Annotated in this window: 21 protein-coding genes; 15 read left to right on the top strand and 6 right to left on the bottom strand. The window is 59.0% G+C overall.

Features of this window, described 5'->3' with window-relative positions; genetic code table 11:
- Positions 1-103: 103 nt before the first annotated feature.
- Positions 104-1,612, bottom strand: coding sequence for a hypothetical protein (locus K1177_RS03910; RefSeq protein WP_224702014.1), 1,509 nt, complete (start codon positions 1,610-1,612; stop codon positions 104-106).
- A gap of 145 nt (positions 1,613-1,757) precedes the next feature.
- Here K1177_RS03910 and K1177_RS03905 point away from each other — a divergent pair, with 145 nt between their 5' ends.
- Entirely contained in the window at positions 1,758-1,946 is a 189-nt protein-coding gene (locus K1177_RS03905) for a hypothetical protein (protein WP_224702013.1), read from the top strand.
- Positions 1,947-1,967: 21 nt separating this feature from the next.
- A complete protein-coding gene (locus K1177_RS03900) occupies positions 1,968-3,152 on the top strand; it encodes a tyrosine-type recombinase/integrase (RefSeq protein ID WP_224702012.1) in 1,185 nt (394 codons plus the stop codon).
- Here K1177_RS03900 and K1177_RS03895 read toward each other — a convergent pair.
- The gene (locus tag K1177_RS03895) at positions 3,098-3,526 is read right to left on the bottom strand and encodes a hypothetical protein (RefSeq protein ID WP_224702011.1); all 429 of its coding nucleotides are present in this window, start codon (positions 3,524-3,526) and stop codon (positions 3,098-3,100) included. The two genes, K1177_RS03900 and K1177_RS03895, sit on opposite strands and share 55 nt — an antisense overlap.
- Before the next feature lie 260 nt (positions 3,527-3,786).
- Between K1177_RS03895 and K1177_RS03890 the strand changes: the two genes are divergently transcribed.
- From K1177_RS03890 to K1177_RS03855, 8 genes are all read left to right on the top strand, one after another.
- A complete protein-coding gene (locus tag K1177_RS03890) occupies positions 3,787-3,993 on the top strand; it encodes a helix-turn-helix transcriptional regulator (RefSeq protein ID WP_224702010.1) in 207 nt (68 codons plus the stop codon).
- Positions 3,994-4,159: 166 nt separating this feature from the next.
- Positions 4,160-4,408, top strand: a complete 249-nt coding sequence (locus K1177_RS03885) for a hypothetical protein (RefSeq protein WP_224702009.1) — start codon at positions 4,160-4,162, stop codon at positions 4,406-4,408.
- Positions 4,409-5,040: 632 nt separating this feature from the next.
- Positions 5,041-5,790 (top strand): hypothetical protein, encoded by a 750-nt coding sequence (locus K1177_RS03880; protein WP_224702008.1) that lies wholly within the window; start codon positions 5,041-5,043, stop codon positions 5,788-5,790.
- A 217-nt stretch (positions 5,791-6,007) separates the two neighbouring features.
- Positions 6,008-6,892 carry a hypothetical protein gene (locus K1177_RS03875; protein WP_224702007.1) on the top strand — a complete coding sequence of 295 codons (885 nt, stop codon included), beginning with the start codon at positions 6,008-6,010 and terminating at the stop codon, positions 6,890-6,892.
- Positions 6,893-7,204: 312 nt separating this feature from the next.
- Positions 7,205-7,747 carry a hypothetical protein gene (locus K1177_RS03870; protein ID WP_224702006.1) on the top strand — a complete coding sequence of 181 codons (543 nt, stop codon included), beginning with the start codon at positions 7,205-7,207 and terminating at the stop codon, positions 7,745-7,747.
- Positions 7,748-7,756: 9 nt separating this feature from the next.
- Positions 7,757-8,404, top strand: a complete 648-nt coding sequence (locus K1177_RS03865) for a hypothetical protein (RefSeq protein WP_224702005.1) — start codon at positions 7,757-7,759, stop codon at positions 8,402-8,404.
- Entirely contained in the window at positions 8,397-8,594 is a 198-nt protein-coding gene (locus K1177_RS03860) for a hypothetical protein (protein WP_224702004.1), read from the top strand. The genes K1177_RS03865 and K1177_RS03860 overlap by 8 nt, the downstream gene beginning before the upstream one ends.
- A 1-nt stretch (position 8,595) precedes the next feature.
- The gene (locus K1177_RS03855) at positions 8,596-9,141 is read left to right on the top strand and encodes an HK97 family phage prohead protease (RefSeq protein WP_224702003.1); all 546 of its coding nucleotides are present in this window, start codon (positions 8,596-8,598) and stop codon (positions 9,139-9,141) included.
- A gap of 471 nt (positions 9,142-9,612) precedes the next feature.
- Here K1177_RS03855 and K1177_RS03850 read toward each other — a convergent pair whose 3' ends face one another.
- Positions 9,613-10,107 (bottom strand): hypothetical protein, encoded by a 495-nt coding sequence (locus K1177_RS03850; protein ID WP_224702002.1) that lies wholly within the window; start codon positions 10,105-10,107, stop codon positions 9,613-9,615.
- A 600-nt stretch (positions 10,108-10,707) separates the two neighbouring features.
- Here K1177_RS03850 and K1177_RS03845 point away from each other — a divergent pair.
- The gene (locus K1177_RS03845) at positions 10,708-11,280 is read left to right on the top strand and encodes a hypothetical protein (protein WP_224702001.1); all 573 of its coding nucleotides are present in this window, start codon (positions 10,708-10,710) and stop codon (positions 11,278-11,280) included.
- Between the two features lie 101 nt (positions 11,281-11,381).
- Here K1177_RS03845 and K1177_RS03840 read toward each other — a convergent pair whose 3' ends face one another.
- Genes K1177_RS03840 through K1177_RS03830 form a run of 3 tightly spaced genes read right to left on the bottom strand, consistent with a single transcriptional unit; the run spans position 11,382 to position 12,221 of the window.
- Positions 11,382-11,582, bottom strand: coding sequence for a YegP family protein (locus K1177_RS03840; protein WP_224702000.1), 201 nt, complete (start codon positions 11,580-11,582; stop codon positions 11,382-11,384).
- A gap of 19 nt (positions 11,583-11,601) precedes the next feature.
- Entirely contained in the window at positions 11,602-11,853 is a 252-nt protein-coding gene (locus K1177_RS03835) for an excalibur calcium-binding domain-containing protein (RefSeq protein ID WP_224701999.1), read from the bottom strand.
- Complete coding sequence (locus K1177_RS03830) at positions 11,853-12,221, bottom strand: hypothetical protein (protein ID WP_224701998.1); 369 nt, start codon at positions 12,219-12,221, stop codon at positions 11,853-11,855. Before K1177_RS03830 ends, K1177_RS03835 begins: the two co-directional genes overlap by 1 nt.
- Before the next feature lie 140 nt (positions 12,222-12,361).
- Between K1177_RS03830 and K1177_RS03825 the strand changes: the two genes are divergently transcribed.
- From K1177_RS03825 to K1177_RS03810, 4 genes are all read left to right on the top strand, one after another.
- Complete coding sequence (locus tag K1177_RS03825) at positions 12,362-12,757, top strand: hypothetical protein (RefSeq protein WP_224701997.1); 396 nt, start codon at positions 12,362-12,364, stop codon at positions 12,755-12,757.
- The gene (locus tag K1177_RS03820; protein WP_224701996.1) at positions 12,747-13,154 is read left to right on the top strand and encodes an HK97-gp10 family putative phage morphogenesis protein; all 408 of its coding nucleotides are present in this window, start codon (positions 12,747-12,749) and stop codon (positions 13,152-13,154) included. Before K1177_RS03825 ends, K1177_RS03820 begins: the two co-directional genes overlap by 11 nt.
- Positions 13,144-15,027, top strand: coding sequence for a hypothetical protein (locus K1177_RS03815; RefSeq protein ID WP_224701995.1), 1,884 nt, complete (start codon positions 13,144-13,146; stop codon positions 15,025-15,027). Before K1177_RS03820 ends, K1177_RS03815 begins: the two co-directional genes overlap by 11 nt.
- Positions 15,028-15,092: 65 nt before the next feature.
- Positions 15,093-16,856, top strand: a complete 1,764-nt coding sequence (locus K1177_RS03810) for a tail fiber domain-containing protein (protein ID WP_224701994.1) — start codon at positions 15,093-15,095, stop codon at positions 16,854-16,856.
- Positions 16,857-16,942: the final 86 nt, after the last annotated feature.

Genomic DNA, 16,942 nt, shown 5'->3' with positions numbered 1-16,942 from the left:
CGCGCGGCTTGGAGTTGGGCAGGATGGGAGGAGGGCTTTCAAGTTAAATCAATAGCACCACTGACAACTCTAGCTGCCGCCCGACACTAGGGCCGCTCAAAGCTCATGTTGCCGCACCAAATATCCTAACAATCCAATCGATAGCAGCGACCGCCTGTGGGGAGTTTAGAATAGTTGCAGCGTAAGACCGTAAAGCAACGTTGTTCGCGACTACAAGACCCATCATGACTATGCCAGCGCCCGTTCCGACATTGGAGTAAAAGCCGTCTGCAATTTGACGGGATGCATGTGCAACTTCGCTCTTTCCAGCCAGCGCTGCCCTCTTGGCATAGTCAAAGGCCCCTTGAATTAGCGCAGCGAAGAAATTTCTTCGGACTTGGTTAACCAGATCCACTTCAGGGATCACGACATCTGGCGCCTGTTGTATTTCCCTAGGCAACTCATCCGCAGCAATCTCGGCCAAGGCTTCCGGGGCAGCAATATTGGCTTCTACGACTTGCTCCACGATTCTGTTCGTAGACTGAAACTCTTGGTTTGCCGCAGATTCTCTTTCCGGCTGTACTCGCCACAAATCCCGCTGACGGAGTCCTGGGTCTGTAGCCGCTAAGTTATTGAACTCGTCACAAAGTGCGCCCAACATTTCAGCGACCGCCGCGTCAAGTACGGCGGGATGTCCGTCCGGATGGTTCACTACCGCCAAGTGGGCCCTGTAGAGCCGTCGCAACTTATTCCCTGCTCGCCAAAGGCCGAACACGCGTGCGTCGCCAATGTCCGTCGGTAGCGCTGCAACGAACGAGCTAAGGGGCTTTTCAGCATCACCCAGCATATTCTTGCTGGCCGCCACAAGCGTCAAAGCCTCCACGCGAAGCGATTCATATGCCTCTCGTTGTTCCGGAGTATCTAGCAGGGTCTCAAAGATCTTTCGGTCACCAACATCGATTCCGCTGGTGGTTACCCGAAAGACCGTTACCGCTCGGCTCTGTGCTGGAACACCAGCGTTGGGGGGCGGCACGATCGCCACAGGTCGTTCAGCCTGCGGCGCCACAGTGACTCGCCCCACCTTCACGGCAGAAACCGGACCAGCTGCGATGTTTGCTTTGCTTTCGTCATATGCTGGCGGGTCAACAGAGCCGGTGCTCGCGTCACCTATGGCCGCTGCACTTCGTGCTTCTTGATCAAGAGCCTCTATTGCTCTTTCGATTGCCAAATCAGCACCCACTGTGTCTGCGTCGATATCCACCTCACGCAGGTCAGCAGCGGGGGCTCTTTTGTTTTCCTCCGCCATCAGCGCTGCCAGCGTGGCAATCAGGTCGTCGCCATCCTGGCTTTGCTTATTCTGGGCAAGACGAATAACAGCCTCGCTGGCTTCCTGCTCAACCTCGCGAATGCAATCCTCGAGCTGAAGCCTGTGCTGGGTAATGTCGCGCGCGGACAATGGGGGCGTGATCGCACGCAACTGACCAACCAGCGCGGAACGTGCTTTCTCGTAGACCGCCCGGCGGGCGGCGCCATTATTCTGCGGCAGCGCGGAAATGGCCCGGCGCAACAGCTCTTTGTAGTCCGCCACGCTGTCTAGCACCACTTCTCGGTTTGGAGACTTATCTCTCTTCAAGCTAATTAGTTTGTGCAATAGCAGTGGTGATCAGAGCAATACCAAGCTCCCACCAACGCTTCTGGGACGCAGAATTGGTGAGGTCTAGGCATTCCACAACACCAAATTACATCAATTGGATGCAGAGGCGGTGGTAGCGTCTTCGATGGCTCAATCTGAAAATGAGTTGGACTTTGAGTGGGAAGCCCTTGCGCCGCAGATTCGAAAATTGATGGCGTCAACTGGTTGCCAGCGCAAAATGGCGGAGAGGATGCCCGCCGTTTCCCGTAAAGTATTGAAATTGCTGACGCCTCGCCTTGCTATTTTCCGTATTTGCTCCATTTTCGATGCTTGAGTTATGGCATCGGGATTCCACATGGCGCGCAACAAACTCACCGAAACTAAGATCAGGGCTCTCAAGGCGCCCGGTATAACGTCGGATGGGGACGGACTGTATCTGCGAGTTCGCACGGGTGGCTCGAAGCAATGGCTGTTCATTTTCCGCAGAGCCGGCAAGCGCACAGAGCTTGCGCTGGGAGGCTATGGCCAGGGTACCGCGCCAGTATCGCTAGCGCTCGCCCGTGAGAAGGCCGAAGCGATACGGCAACGGCTGGCATCTGGGGAGGACATACATTCCAAGAAGACATTCGCTGAAGTGATGGAGGACGTCATCGCAGTCAAGATGGCGAGCTTCAAGAACGAAAAGCACAAGGCGCAATGGCGCATGACACTGGACGTGTACGCAAGGCCCCTGCACAAGACGCCAATTGGCCAAATTACGCGCGACGATGTCGTGGAAACTTTGAAGCCGATTTGGTCGACCATTCCAGAAACGGCAGACCGTACACGCATGCGGATCGCGGCGGTGATGGATCATGCGAAGGCGCGCGGCCTTTTCGTTGGCGACAACCCAGCGGACTGGCGAGGCGGACTGAAAGAGCTACTGCCAGCGCGCAAGAAGCTCACAAGAGGGCACCACGCCGCGGCTGCGTATAAAGATATGCCGGCCATCGTCGGCCACTTGCGCGGCGCGTCCGGTGTCGCCGCGCGCGCCGTAGAATTTGCTGCTTTGACTGCCGCTCGCTCCGGTGAAGTTCGGAATGCAACCTGGGCGGAAATCGACTTCGACTTGCGCGTCTGGAACATTCCTGGCGAACGCATGAAAGCGGGTCGCGACCATGACGTCCCCCTATCCGATCGCGCCATGGCAATTCTGGACGCCCAAAAGCAGATTGCGACATCTGATCTGATCTTTGAGGGCGACAAGGCAGGGCGCCCCATTTCAGATACTGCCATGACGAAGGCGCTACGCCGAGGCGGCGACACCAAAGCCACGCTACACGGCCTCCGCTCGAGCTTTAGAGATTGGGCGGGCGATGTGACCGGCTATCCGCGCGAGGTTATGGAGCATGCGCTCGCGCACGTTATCAAGGACAAGGCAGAGGCCGCATACAGGCGCGGAAATGCACTGGCGAAACGCGCCATGCTGATGAACGAGTGGGCTGCCTATCTAGAGAAGCCATCCGCGATTGCCTCACCTACAAAGCCCAGGGTTACTTGAGTGAACTGGACGGTGCGCCGAAGGTCGCCAAGGCTGCCGTCGAACATTGGTCCGTACTCAAAGGTCAACACTCGATCGGCCAACTGTAGTCGTATCTCGGCTCGCGGCGTCGGTCCGTAGAGATACACTGTCGTTGCTTTGTGGTTTGGATCCCGATCGGATGCGCTGAAATCCACCCTCTGTGCGGCAACGCTTTCGACCATTTCAGCCAGCGCTTTGCCGAAGGTCTGGCCCAACATCACGGCGTCTACACCCTCCTCCCTCACTCTGCGCGCAGTCAAATCACCGTAAGACAGCACCAAATCAACCGCATCCTTTGGGTTTGCATCCCATGCGGTGGCAATGATCAGATTGGCTGCATCGTTATAGGTCATTGGGGTCATGCCCCTGCCCCGCAGAGCCCTCGTCCGCAAACCGGCCTCGGCCAAGTGTCGATCAATGACAGTCACCGTATCGATACTAACGCCCATGTGGCGCGCCACGCAGGCGACTAGTTCTTTTTGGGTTGCCATTCTGCGGTCCTGGCTCGTTCAACGCCCGGTAGTCGCACAAATAATAAATGCGCGCAATACAGCTATTGACATAAATGTGTAACGCGCTATTATGCGTTATGGCATATCACAGGAGGAATATTATGAAGGCTGATAACGACAATGGTCCGCGGCTAATGGCGCCCAAGGAGGCGGCACTTGCCACTTCGTTGTCGCGCCCACTTCTTACACTGATGGCCGCCGAAGGACATTTTCCAACGCCGGTCCGCCTGGGTGAACGCCGCATCGCCTTCGTTCGCTCAGAGGTCGACGCCTGGATCGACGCCCGGATCGCAGCACGCGCTGCGTGAGCAGCAGAAGCTGCTGAGCAATAGGCGCCGGGCCACCCTCAAGGCGCAAACCATCCCTTCTCCGCCCGACGCCTAGCCACCCACACCGCAACACCGACCACCAGCGCCCGCACCTACGCGGACGCTCAACTTTGCACGCCCAGACGGGCGCTAACGGAGATACAAGATGCGACTTATTCAATCACACCCCATCGCGCCAGAAGGCGACCGAAGCGGCCACACTTGTATTGGCCTCATTGACGTCGAGCTGACCCCTGACGTGCGTGTCTACAAGTTGCGCGTGCTGCGGATGCGCGACGGGCGCTATCGGGTCCAGGCACCCTACGCCGGCAAGCACCTGGCGGCGTCGTTTTCCCCCGACCTCGCAGAGAAGCTCACTGCAATGGCGATCGAGGCGCTGCAGGTGGCGGCATGAGCGGTGCGGGCCAGACGCAGTCTGAAAAAATAGCCGACACCACGCGTTACTGGAACCACGGCATCACCAACGCGACAGGGCCAGTTGCGCAGTTTCGCATGGCGCAACTTGTCGATTTCGATGGCCGACTGACCGAGACAGCTCGGGTCGTATATCGGTTCTTGGTCGGGTGGTACATGGTGGACCATGGCAATGCCATGGCTTCGGTTCGGCATGTAGCGAACACCATGCAGTCGCGCCTGCCGTCCGGCGTATGCCCGTCCCGGTCAGCGATACAGCGCGCCATCACCTTGCTGATTGCCAATGGCTGGCTGATGCGAGCCTTCATCGGGAGGGGGCGCAGTGCCTCCCGATATGTTCCCACCATGGATGTACTGGAGCTGGCATCAAGGGGTGAGTTTCCCCGTAGCGTCCCACGCTACCGGGACACTGCAGAGGTAGAACTAGCGTCCCACGCTACCGGGACAGAGCTGTCCCACTCTACCGGGACGCTAACGGCTCTTGCGTCCCACTCTACCGGGACGAAGACTCTACTACCTGCCCCGCGTACAGACGCGGGGACAGGTGGACTGGATGATTGCGCCACGCCTTGGGCGCCGCTCGCGGTTGGCCTGGAGGCCACCGCCGCGCGGATGGCGCAAGATTTTGAGAAGCTGTGGAAGGCTTACGGCCATAGGCAGCGCAAGGCCGATGCGCGTACTTCATTTGAGAAGCTGGCCCCCACCCCTGAACGGGTCATCCAGATGATTGAGGCGGCAACGGCGTGGCGTCTGGCATGGGAAGAACAGAACAAGCCGGACGCCCCTCGCTTCAGTCTAAAGAAATGGATTGAACGGGAGGAATATGAGTGCGAGCCCCCGACTGCGTACAAGGCCAAGGAGCACAAGCCAACAAGCCCAACAAAGACCTCGCCACCGGGCAGCTTGCCGAGAAAGTTCAAGATTGAAGCTGCCGGCGTTGATACTTACGACGGTATGTCGGTCGACCTGTCTTTAGAGTTCAGCCCCGTTGATGGCGGGAACTGGGAGTCGGTGTTTCTCAATCTTGAGCTGGGCGACCTCACCACTGAAGTTCTCGACGGAGCGCCCAATAGCGAGTTCGCTGGGTTCTGGCGCGCGCTGCGGTTCATGGGTCATCCCGAACAGCCCAGTGACCTCGTAGGTTGCCTGTTCTGGGCAACCGGAATGGGTGATGATTTCGAGTATCACACGGAAGCCGAGGCGCTGGCGTTGATCAATGGCGAGCCCGACGCGGCGCCGACCGTCGAGGTTGATCCGCTTCCCGACTGGCTGCTGACCACGCCAGAGCCATTGCCTGACCTCAAAGGGCCGCGCTGGGTTCCAGACGCGAACGCCCCTTGGCGCCGTGTCAAAGCTGCATGACGACCTATCGCTTAGGTCGATTCACTTGGTGCGCAAGGTCAGAAATCCGATTCTCGTCAATATTCGAAAAGCGCCAGTCTTTGCGGATCCGAGGAATCGCGCGACCCTTTGACTAGGCCACCAAGAGCCGAACCATAAACATCACCGAAAGCCCCTCGACGCCTTTTCGCGCCGGCGGCGGAGCCGTGCCTACCGACTTCAACCAGGGGACTACTGCATGACTGTGATCCAACTTCAGAAGCCTATCGAGTCGCCCGTCTTTATCGGCAAGCCAGCGAACGAGAATTTCACCGCCGACGAACTGCCAACCGCCATCCCACCCGACAAGGCTGCGATGCGGCTCGAGATTGAACGTCTGACTGTAGGGCACGCTGTTACGATATGTCCGCCCCGCAAGGCCAGAACCGGCATCAAGCCATGGAAGCCAGCTCGCGCTGCCAATGACAACCAGGCCCCCTTGTCCTGGCCGCTGGCCGAAGCCCTGCGCCGCAGCGGCAAGGAAACCGATATCGAAATTTGCGAGATTTATCGCGGGCTCTATTCGGTGATGTCAGCCTCGCCGCTGCAGGGCAAAGACGTCGAGATGGCATCCGAGGACAATGAGAATGATTTACGCATCGAGGTTCGCAGCGGCAAGCTGACCGAAGCCAAGACAGAAATAGACTATCACGAAGTGCGCGAAACCGCTCGCACCCCAGGCATTTCGACAAAGGCGACGAACAAGGGCGAAGGCACGGCTGGGGAGCGCTACATCGCGACCACCGCGCACTTCAACGAAACCACCCTGATCACGCAAATTGACATGCGCGGTGCTTGGGCGCGCCTGCGGGCAGCCATCCGGCCTTTGCTGGCTGCGTTCGAGGACGCCTGCCTAGACGGCCTTACCTTCACTGAAATCGGTGAGGTTCGCGGCTTTAAGGACAAGCAGGCAAGCGCGGCAGGAAGGGCTTTGGTGTTTGAGGCTATCGGCGCCCTGTCCGAGGAATGGGTCGACATCAGGCGGGAGGCGCGCGAGCTTGAACAGCAGGCCGACCGCAACGTTCTCCGGTTCCGGGCGAAGCGAGAACGGGCCATGAGCGACTATCTGGGCGTCGCCGCTTAGGCGGGTGCACCCCATTCCCGCTGCGGCGGCTATTGATGAGAGGGTCGCTCACCAGCGGCCCTCTTTGCATTTTAGGCAGGCTGATAGCTTCGCCTTTGACGGGCCGTTCCATCCCCTGGCGCACCCGTCAAGAAAATGATGTCAAAGGACGACATCTGGCTCCGCTTCGGCGGGGCCTTTTTTTCGAACCACAACATGTGGTCGGCACCGACAACACGAACCTCCCGCTGGTAGCGCGGGAGTAGGCGTCGAGCGCGGCGCCATCGGCGGGCAGCCCGCCGCGCTCCGCCACCCATCCTCGAAAGGAATATCATGGCGACCATCGCCCAAACCGTCGCCTTCTTGGCGCGGGAACTAAACCTGCCTGAACCTTACGTCGCCCAGCGCGCCCGGCGCCTGCGCGAAGCAGGGCTATTGCCCGCGTCGAACGGAAGGGACCATCCTGCTATTCGCGTCGAGCACCTGGCTTCCCTTGTGCTGGCCCTGGCGGCCGATGTCGCGGTCAAGGACGCACCAGGCGCTGTGACCACCTACAGCGGGTTGATGCTGCACGGCGTGGACCCTGCAGTGATGCCGGAACACCTTCGCCCGTCTGGCTATACGGTTCGCCACTATCTCGAGCATATCCTCAAGTCACTCACCGCGGATGACGCCGACTGCAACGCCAACCGGCGCCTAACGATCGAACTCGTCTCGAGTTGGCCTGAGGTTCGGATCTTCGATCCCGCTGACGGACACAGCATGATTTTTGTGAAGTCGACCGCTCTGCCCAATCATTGGCAGGGCGATGCTGTTCGCCGCTCCACCACCATCCATGGCCGCGCTCTTTTCCGCGTAGCCCACGCCCTACTTTAGGAGCCACACATGGCCAAATCCAAGCCTCTTCAGATCCCATCCCTCACCGAGGCCAGCTCGGAATACAGCGCCATCATCAACCGGCTGCGCGAGCTTGAAGCACGGCGCGCCGAAATCGAGCGCGAGATTCACAAGGTTCAGCGTGGCCGCATCCCTGCGGGCATGATCGACCATGCATCGCGCGGCCGTGGGGAGCGAGCTGCGGCGCTTCTCGGCGACGTACTGGGCGCCGATGCACCATCTTTCGAGGTGCAGCCAAGCGCTGCCGACATTGCCGAACACCTGGACAAGCTGCGCATCGAATTTGCCGACGTTGACGCGGCCATTGCCATTCTGAAGGCCAAGCAATCGCCTGCCCACACGGAAGCGTCCAGACTGGTTTGCGAGATCGTTCGACCGGGCTACGAGGCAGCCATTCGACGTACTGCCCTGGCCCTTGCGCCGGCACTCGCTGCACACCGTGAGATGTTGCGCATCACTGGCGAATTGAGTGACGGCGACGTGCGCTGGGTCAGCCACCTCGCACAGCCCACCAGCCTGCGCCGCGCTCTTGGCGAACCTTGGGACCGCGATACAGCTGCGGATCGGTTCATCCAGGAAGCCATCGCCAGTGGCTTCGTCACAGACAAGGAAATCGAGGAGGCCTCAAATGGCTAAAGTCGAACGCGCCACCGCTCGCCGCGGCACGCCGAGTGGCAAGGTTACCCTCAACGGCCGGGCCATCAACATCCCTGATTTCGACGCCGTCACATTCGCCAAGAGCCTAGCGAAGCGTAGCAAGCCCGTTACCCTTCAGGATCGTGAGGCCAGGCTCCGGGCCGCGGAGAAAAAACTTGGCATCGGCTAGAATGGAAACCAGAAGCCAGGACAGCCCCACGGCCAATGGCACCATTCTGTCGGGGTACGCAGCACGCTTTAACTCGCCGGCCATTATTGCGGGGGCTTTCGTCGAGCGCATTGCTCCTGGCGCGTTCTCACGGTCACTAGGCAGCCGGGACGTCGTGGCATTGATTGGCCATGACCATGCGAGGGTGTTGGGCCGCAAGTCCAGCGGCACGCTAACGCTACGCGAGGACCGGCAAGGGCTGGCCTTTACGCTGGACGTGGACCCGACCACCCCGGACGGCCAAACCGCCTTGGGCACTGTCGGCAGGCGTGATGTGAAAGGGTGTTCGTTTGGCTTCCAGGTCTTGAGCGAGTCATGGCGCGAGACCGACGATCTGCCGGAGCGGACCCTGGAAGAGATAGCGCTCTTTGAAATCACATTGACCGCCTTCCCCGCCTATGACGACACCACAGTGGCGTTGCGCTCATTGGAAGCCCGCCAGACTGGCGCGGCACGTCGGGTTCGAATGAAAGCCGAACTCGAGCAGAAGGTCCGCGGGCTCATCTAAACCAGCACTTAAGCCTCATTGGAAAGCAATAAATGGCACTCTCTGGACTTCACATCACTTGCGGATACGCGAGTTCCTCCTCCCATCGGCATCTCGGCCTATCCCTGCTTGGAAAGGTCGTGTGGGCGCAGACCATGACGGAAGCCGGCACCACGGAGCACGCTGCGCCGTCAGGTAACGACACCCGAGGCGCCCCCATGTTCCAAGTTCGCAGTTCTGTTGATGCGTTCGTTTCGCCCGACCCAACACCCGACGCATCGTCCGCGAACAGCAAGCGCATCTTCGTCCCTGCTGGTGAGCGGGTTGAGTTCTATGCAGAGCCTGGCGACAAGCTTGCGTGGGTGGCTGCGTAATGAAGAAGGCCCCGGCAGCTGTTCAGCGCCAAGGCCTTGCAGCCGTACAGCTTGGGGAACGTGCCTGCAGGACAAGAGTGATTAAGTAAAATGCGGCGCTTCAGTGTCCCTTCTGTGGCTAGGCTTGCTCTGCTGAGTCATGTGCCCACGGTGTGAGCGGATTGCGAGTGTAATATACAGTCACTGTTGCCCGGCACCCATCACAACCATAAGTGGCCGTGGTGCCTCTGCCGCCAGTCGCACTTCTGTCCTGGCCTTTGAACTGGAGGAATGACTTTTGACGTTTGTTGAAACAGTTTGCACAAAGCCAATGGGGTGGCTCCTCGTCTTCCACTCCAGCCTTCGGCATGTAAGCGAACGCACCCCGATCTATGGCCTTCAGCTCGTAGCGCTGCTTCTCAGCTTCCCAATCTTTGAGGCCCACAATCTCTTGTTCAAGTTCGCCTACGCGCTTAACGAGCGCCAACTGAGCCGCCTGGGCCTCTAGCACCTGCTTCTGGATCATGAGCACGGCGCCGTCACGGGTCGCAGCATCACGGATCTCGACTAGGCCTTTTGCGTTGTCAAACAACGATGTGAAGATTTGAAGTGCAGCGATAGCTTCGACGGCCATGAGTTTCCTCCCCTTGGAATGGAGGAGATACCCTAGTCCTATTTGATCCAAGACCTATCCATTTTTTCACCAGCGCTGACAAGACCGGGCTGGGCAGCCCATTACCCAATCAGTAGCTGTGCACCAGCGTCAACCGATCGGTACCTGCCACCAGCCCAGCATCTGTCCCACAGTGATTACGACGGCGACAATAGTGGCAATTTCGGCAAGTACAGTCAGGGTCATGCGCATTGGTGTCAGCGTCCATTTGTTAAAGCTGACCTCCTATTGAGCACACGATTCCCGTGTTGTCTGTAGCAATATTGTGACGCCTATTTTGGGTGACAGGTGCACAACCAGGTGCATCAGTGGTCAACCCGACCCATCACGCTCAAATAAAACGGCCCCGTCGCTGAGAAGCGCCAGGGCCTTAACACGTGCTTGGGCACGAGGCTGCAGAATATAGGGGAAGGTCTAGCCGGCCTGCAAGTGCAAGCCCCACGGGGGGGCTACTCAAAGGTCTTTCGCAGGCCCTTTTGCGTACCGGCCCCATGGCAAAAATTGTCCATCCGCAAAATTCGGAATTTGAAAACTCGGAAAGAGGCCTGCTATGAATTCTCCATGGGCAGCATTCTCGAACACATTCAGAAAGAGTGGGGAACCTTGAAAGGCGCCCCCCTGGCATTCTTCGTTCTTCTGTTTCTGGGTTTGGCATTGGGCGGTGCAGGAGGGCATGCGTGGCGCGGTCAGGAAGTGGCAAACCTGGAAAGCCTGATGCGCCTCAAGGACGGCGAACTGACAACGCTCACCAAGCAAATGGAAGAGCGGCTCAAGAAGGTGGAAGACAGGCTCTCTGAACAGCAGGTCACCACACTTGAATCGAGTTTGCGTGAGATCCCGTCCAAAATTGAGATAGTGAAATCCAGGGTTGGTGGACTGGAACCCGTGATTGCTGGCCAGTTGGAGACAGTGTTTTCGGACAGCGGTTGGAAGGTTCTTACAGATACGACGCCGACCGAGCCGGCAAACTGGACCAGCGCGGTCTTACTGGGAATACCGGAAAGCCCAGATGGGGCAGCCCTAAAAGCCGCATTTGACGCCGCCAATATCCCGTATGATGTTCGCGTTTTGCCGAGCTCTGAGACGGCACAAATTTGGCTTAAGGCCACAGAGTCCATCGTTACCGCCGACTAGCCCCTTGGGGGGGCATTCCGATCCCCAACGAAACCGGATTTCGCACACCGTCCGCCCCCTAACGCGCGCATTTCCCCAATTCAAATGTTGGGGGGGGCTGTCTATTTTGCGTCTTGCGTTACCCAAACCGGACTATTGCTGGAGCCCTTCACAAGTTCGATGCCCCGCTCACAATCGGCTTTCTTCACGTAGCCCTCGCCGCTATCAGCAATTATCTTGGTATTCGACGCTTGATAATGCCACCGGTATTCACCCTTGGCGTCCTTGTAGATGAGGAATGATGGATACGGACGTTCTGCCACTTTGCTTCTCCTTCACTAGCTAGTTATTGCTCCCGCACAGCTTCTCACACGGGGCGCCGTCACCATCGCCGTCTAGCCGTCCACCCCAAGAGCAGTTGTAGAGGTACCACTCGGCCTCTTCGCACGAACGTATCTGGCCGCAAGTCCGCCTAGGCTGGCAACTGACCTGGGCTACATCAACGGCGTAGATCGCCGGGTCAGGCACACTTTGCTCAATGGCTGCGACTGGTGCTGCCAAGAATGCCAGCACCAAGATTGCCGCCTCACGCATCACATTGCCGCAAAGGTTATGCCGCAGTTCTTGATACGATTGACTTGCTCAATTGCCTGCATCTCGCCCTTAAGACGAGCGACCTCCGCAGCTGCAGCCCCATCCCCCTTCATGAAGAAGGCGGCTGGCCAGAACAACACAACAGCAACGGTGGTCATTCCCACATCCTGGCTGCGGTTTTTTTCCTGCTGCCCTGACGCAGCGACCGCTCTAGCAGAGACCGCCTCAGCCTCGGCTCGCAGCTGCTTGCAACTCAAATTCTCATAAAGGCCAGTAGATACATAGGCAGGCGCTATATCTTTCGGCGCCGAGGCGCAGGCAGCAAGACTTAATGTCGCGACGAGCGCGATAGCAGTATTTCTAAACATGATGATCCCCCAACAGTGACAATACAATAGTCGTCAACTTGCGGCCGTCGCAAGCTTAAATGTTTGCGGTTCGTTGATTTTCTGGCCGCTCTCACAAAACCCGCCTGGTGGGGCGGGTTTTCATTTTCCCAGGAAACCCCATGACCAAATTCGACCACGTCAAAGCCCGCTTCAGCGGCGCCGACCTCACCTTCCGCATTGCCAGATCTGACCTCGACACTCTCGAGGCGCTGGGGACACCGGCATTCCAATTGTTCCGAACCATCACAGCAGGCCACTGGACGGTTAAGCAATTGCGGTTCGTCCTTGCCTTCGCGCTGGCCCCGACCGGCAAGTTCACTAAGTTGGCCACGGCCGGTGGTGACGTCGCAAAAAGCCTGGCAGAGATGCGCGTTGTCGATCCGCGTGTCGATGCTGCCTTCGCAAAGAATCCTCCCGGCGACTATGTGCCCCTGGTGCAGGCCGTGCTCGCGGCGGCGTTGCTCGGCATCGACGAGGCGGACGCCCACTTCACGGATGAGCCCGATGGCCCGTGACAATGGCTTCAAGGACTTCGCCAACCGGATGGCGAAGGTGCCGGACAGCATTAGGCGACAGACCAACAAAGCCATCGAGACCAATGCCGCCGAATGGGTGAAGGTGAGCCGTGCCACCGCACCCAAGGATCCCGAGGACGGCACGCCGCTGCATGACTCCATTCGCCACTATGCCACCGACACAGGCGGCCAGGTGGTACGGGCTGGTGGCGAGACAACCACCAAGGACAGCCCAGCAGGGCCGTCGGATTACGCCATCCACCAAGAGTTCGGCACTACCGATATGCCGGCTTCGCCATTCTTCTGGCCGGTATATCGATCTTTCAAAAAGAGATGGGCGAGCCGTCGCAGCCGCGCGCTGAACAAGGCATTCAAGGAATTTCAGAATGGCCAGTGAGCCGACTCTCTACGCCCGCATGGAATTGCGGTTGAACGACTTTGAGCGAAAACTTCAGCGCGCCACCAAGTCCACCGACACGACGATGAAAAAGATCGAGGCCCGTGGTGACCAGCTCACCGCCCGCCTGCAGGGCATGGGCACAGGCGCTTTCGGCGGGCTGATCCGCGGCGCTGGCCTGGCGCTGGCTCCGATCCTTTCGGTTGGCGCGGCGCTCAACACAGCCAAGGCCGCACTGGACGATTTCGACGCGATCGCCAAGTCCGCCAAGGCCTCCGGCCTGGACCCCGAAGCATTTCAGGAGTTTGCGTTCGCGGCCGATCTGGGCGGCGTGTCGATGGACGAGTTCTCAAAGTCCCTCGAAACATTCAACAAAAACGCCGGCCTCGCGGCTGTTGGCAAGGGCAAAATGTTGGCGGCGCTGAAGGCGCTAAACCCCGAACTGCTCACGAATATTCAAGCGACCACTTCGCAGTCCGAACGCCTGAAGTTGGCCGCCGATGCGATTGACAAGACGGGTTCAGCAAGCGCCAAGGCTGCGCTGGCGACCACGCTCTTTGGCGATAGCGGAACGCGGATGGTGGAGGCCCTCAAGGGCGGTTCGGCGGCGCTGGCCGAGACGGCAACCCAGGCCCGCAAGCTGGGCATCATTGTCGATCGTGACCTGATCGCGCGCGCCGAGACGATGTCGGACGAGTTTTCGACGGCGTCCAAAGTCATGAATCTTCAATTTCAGCAGGCGCTTATCGACCTCGCTCCGCTGTTGATTGGCACCGCAAAATTGACGGGCGAACTGGCCGCCGGCATCAACTACCTCTCCGAATCGATGCAGGCGCTTGGTCAGCGCGGCACCGCACGGCTTGAGCAGGATTTGGCGGGGATCAACGACACCCTTGCGAAGGCCAACGCCACCATGGCGCCGGGCGTCGTCGGCACTATGGGCGTTGAAATCGATCCATCGACCCAGGCGAAAATGGTGGCCGAGCGCGACGCGATTTTCGCGGAACTCAAGAAAAGAGCTATCGATCAACTCCGCGTCGACTTGAGCCGGCCAAAGCCGACCGAAGATCCAACGGCCCCCAGCGGCGGCGGTGGCGACGCTGCGGCGAAGTCCGCGCTGGCCCACGGCGACGCGGTAAAAAAGCTGATCGCTGACCTACAATTCGAACGCGACACCCTCGGCGAAACTGCACTCGAGCAGAACATCCTGAACACGCTCCGAAACGCTGGTGTCGACGCGGCGAGTGCGGAAGGCTTGGCCATCCGTGGCCTGGTCACTGACTTGGAAAGCCAGAAGTCCGCCATCCAGGCGAATGCCGATGCGATGAAGGAGTTTGAAGGACTGGCGACGAATGCGTTGACCGGTTTCATCTCTGACCTCCGCGACGGCAAGTCGGCTGGCGAGGCGCTTGGCAATGTCATGAACTCCATTTTGGACAATGTGATTCAGATCGGCGTCCAAAGCCTGGTTGGCGGCCTTTTCGGCGGCGGCGGTGGTGGCATTGGCAAGCTGTTCGGCTTTGCCAATGGTGGCATTGCCGCACATGGGAAGCCTATGCAGACGTTCGCCCGCGGCGGCGTCTCTCGCACCGCTGCGATCTTTGGCGAGGCCGGCCCAGAAGCGGCCGTTCCGCTGCCGGATGGGCGATCAATCCCCGTGAAGTTCATGGGCGCCCCCGGCCCTATGTCCAGCCAGAGGCAAGGCGGCGGGGCGCTCACGGTCCACGTTTCTTTGGACAGCGAACTGTTGCGGGCCGAAGTCCGCGATACCGCTGGCGCCGTCGTCGCTACGGCAGCGCCGCAAATTGTCAGGGCTGCGAATTCAAATGCACCCAGTGTCGTCGCAGAAAAGAGCCTGCGCTTCGGCAACTAAGACCCGAAAAATCCACCTCTTCGGCCCGCTTGGCGCGGGCTTTTTTGCACCCAAAAGGAGGCCAAATGGCACTCACCATTGACGACGTCTGGCGCGACTACAACACGCGCGGCGTGCCGGCGAGCGGCGACTATAAGCCGAGCAAGTCCGAGATCCGCCGGCTGCTGAAGCAGATGTTCGGCGGCACTGCCGCTGTCGGTGATTTCCAGGGTGCCTGGGCGATCGGCACCTCCTACATCACCGCGGACTACGTCGAGAACGGCGGGTCACTGTGGCTGGCCAAGCGGGGCAACATTGGCGTCACTCCTATTGAGGGCGATGATTGGACCCTGCTCTTGCCTGGCGTGACCGTTGCTGATGCGACGGTGACTGATGCCAAGGTAGCCGCTGGAGTCGCAGCGGCGAAAATCAACTACCTCCTTCCAGCGACAGGCGCGCAAACCCGCACTGTGCAAAGCCGGCTCACTGACATGGTGAGCGTTTTTGACTTCATGACTCCAAGTGAAGTCGCCTCGGTGAAAGCCCGTGACGGCTTGGTCGACGTTACCGCCGCGATCAATGCCGCAGTCGCGTCGGGGCATTCGGTGACTATGCTTGAGGGGCTTGCCCGCTGTGATGGCATGATCATCATCGGCCCCAACCAGTCGCTAACGCTTGGTCCGGCAGCCCGGCTCAAGCGCTTTGCCCTCAAAGCCGACGGCGCGACTGCGGGCAGCCAATTTCCTGTTGTCCATGTTAAGGGCAACTGGGCGCGCTTCTCTGGCGGCTCAGTTGAGAGCCTGTGCAATTCACCAAGCGGTGTCGTCTGCTGTGGCCACCTCGACAGCACAACCTCCAACTACAATTCTCTGTTCTGGCGGTTTGAGAATTGCGATGTGTATTGCAAAGATTTCGGCGGCGCTGCTGCGTCTCCATACCCTAACTTTGCCCAGGGCATTGGCGTCTACGTTCCGAGTTCGCAGCCCAACCTGGGCAACAGCACCGTCAACTACTTCGGGCTGATCTCGAACATCACGGTCTACAACGGCACTACGAATCTGTACCTGACCGACCTGGCGAACAGCCACACCATCCAAAATTTCCGATCAGAGTTTTTCTACCATCACGCAATCGTCTTGTCGGGCGCATATGGCAATTCGATCTATGGGACGTTTTTGAACGGCTCTTACAAGGACGATGCCGAAGCAATCTACCTCACTACGAAAAGCTATCCGGCGGCACCTTACGCGTCGTCTCTGCAGTCCAACTACAACAATATTTTCGGACTTACGAGCGAACTGTATACTGATGGCTGTGTTACGCTGAAGGTTGATGCGGATTGCCAGAACAATTTCGTGCAGATTGGGCACAATTCTGGCGGCGCAGTCTATTGGACGGATCTCGACGGCGCCAACACTATCCTTGAACCACATAAGAACCAGATGGCCGGCCAGATGACGCTGCGTGGTCACCTCTATCCGGGCGCCACCGCTAACTTCAATCTGGGCTCTGGCACGTCTGAGTGGAACCGCATCTACCTAGTCAACGCGCCCATCGTTTCATCGGATCGCGCGCTTAAGCAAGACGTCGACGCGCTCAACGAACGCGAGCTTCTCGTCGCCCGCGCCATCCCCGGCCTCGTGCGCCGTTACCGGCTGACCCGCGAGGTCGACGTCGGAGCGGCTGGATTCCACATTGGCTTGATCGCCCAGGACGTTGCGCTCGAATTTTCCAAGCACGGACTCAACGCTGCCCACTATGACCTGATCTCGGTTGACCCCGAAACCGGCCGCATGGCGCTGCGCTATGAAGAGCTTGCAATGATGGCGATCGCTGGTCTGGCTGCCTAAACTGCCTGGCCGGCGCTGCAAGGCGCCGGTCTAGCTTGTTCGCCTTTCGTTCTGCATGCTATCCATCGAATCCCCGAATGGAGACT

It is taken from the genome of Devosia aquimaris, from assembly GCF_020169335.1.
Taxonomy (GTDB): Bacteria; Pseudomonadota; Alphaproteobacteria; order Rhizobiales; family Devosiaceae; genus Devosia; species Devosia aquimaris.
The sequence above is the reverse complement of the archived record's forward strand: the minus strand, read 5'-3'. Positions and strand labels throughout refer to the sequence as shown.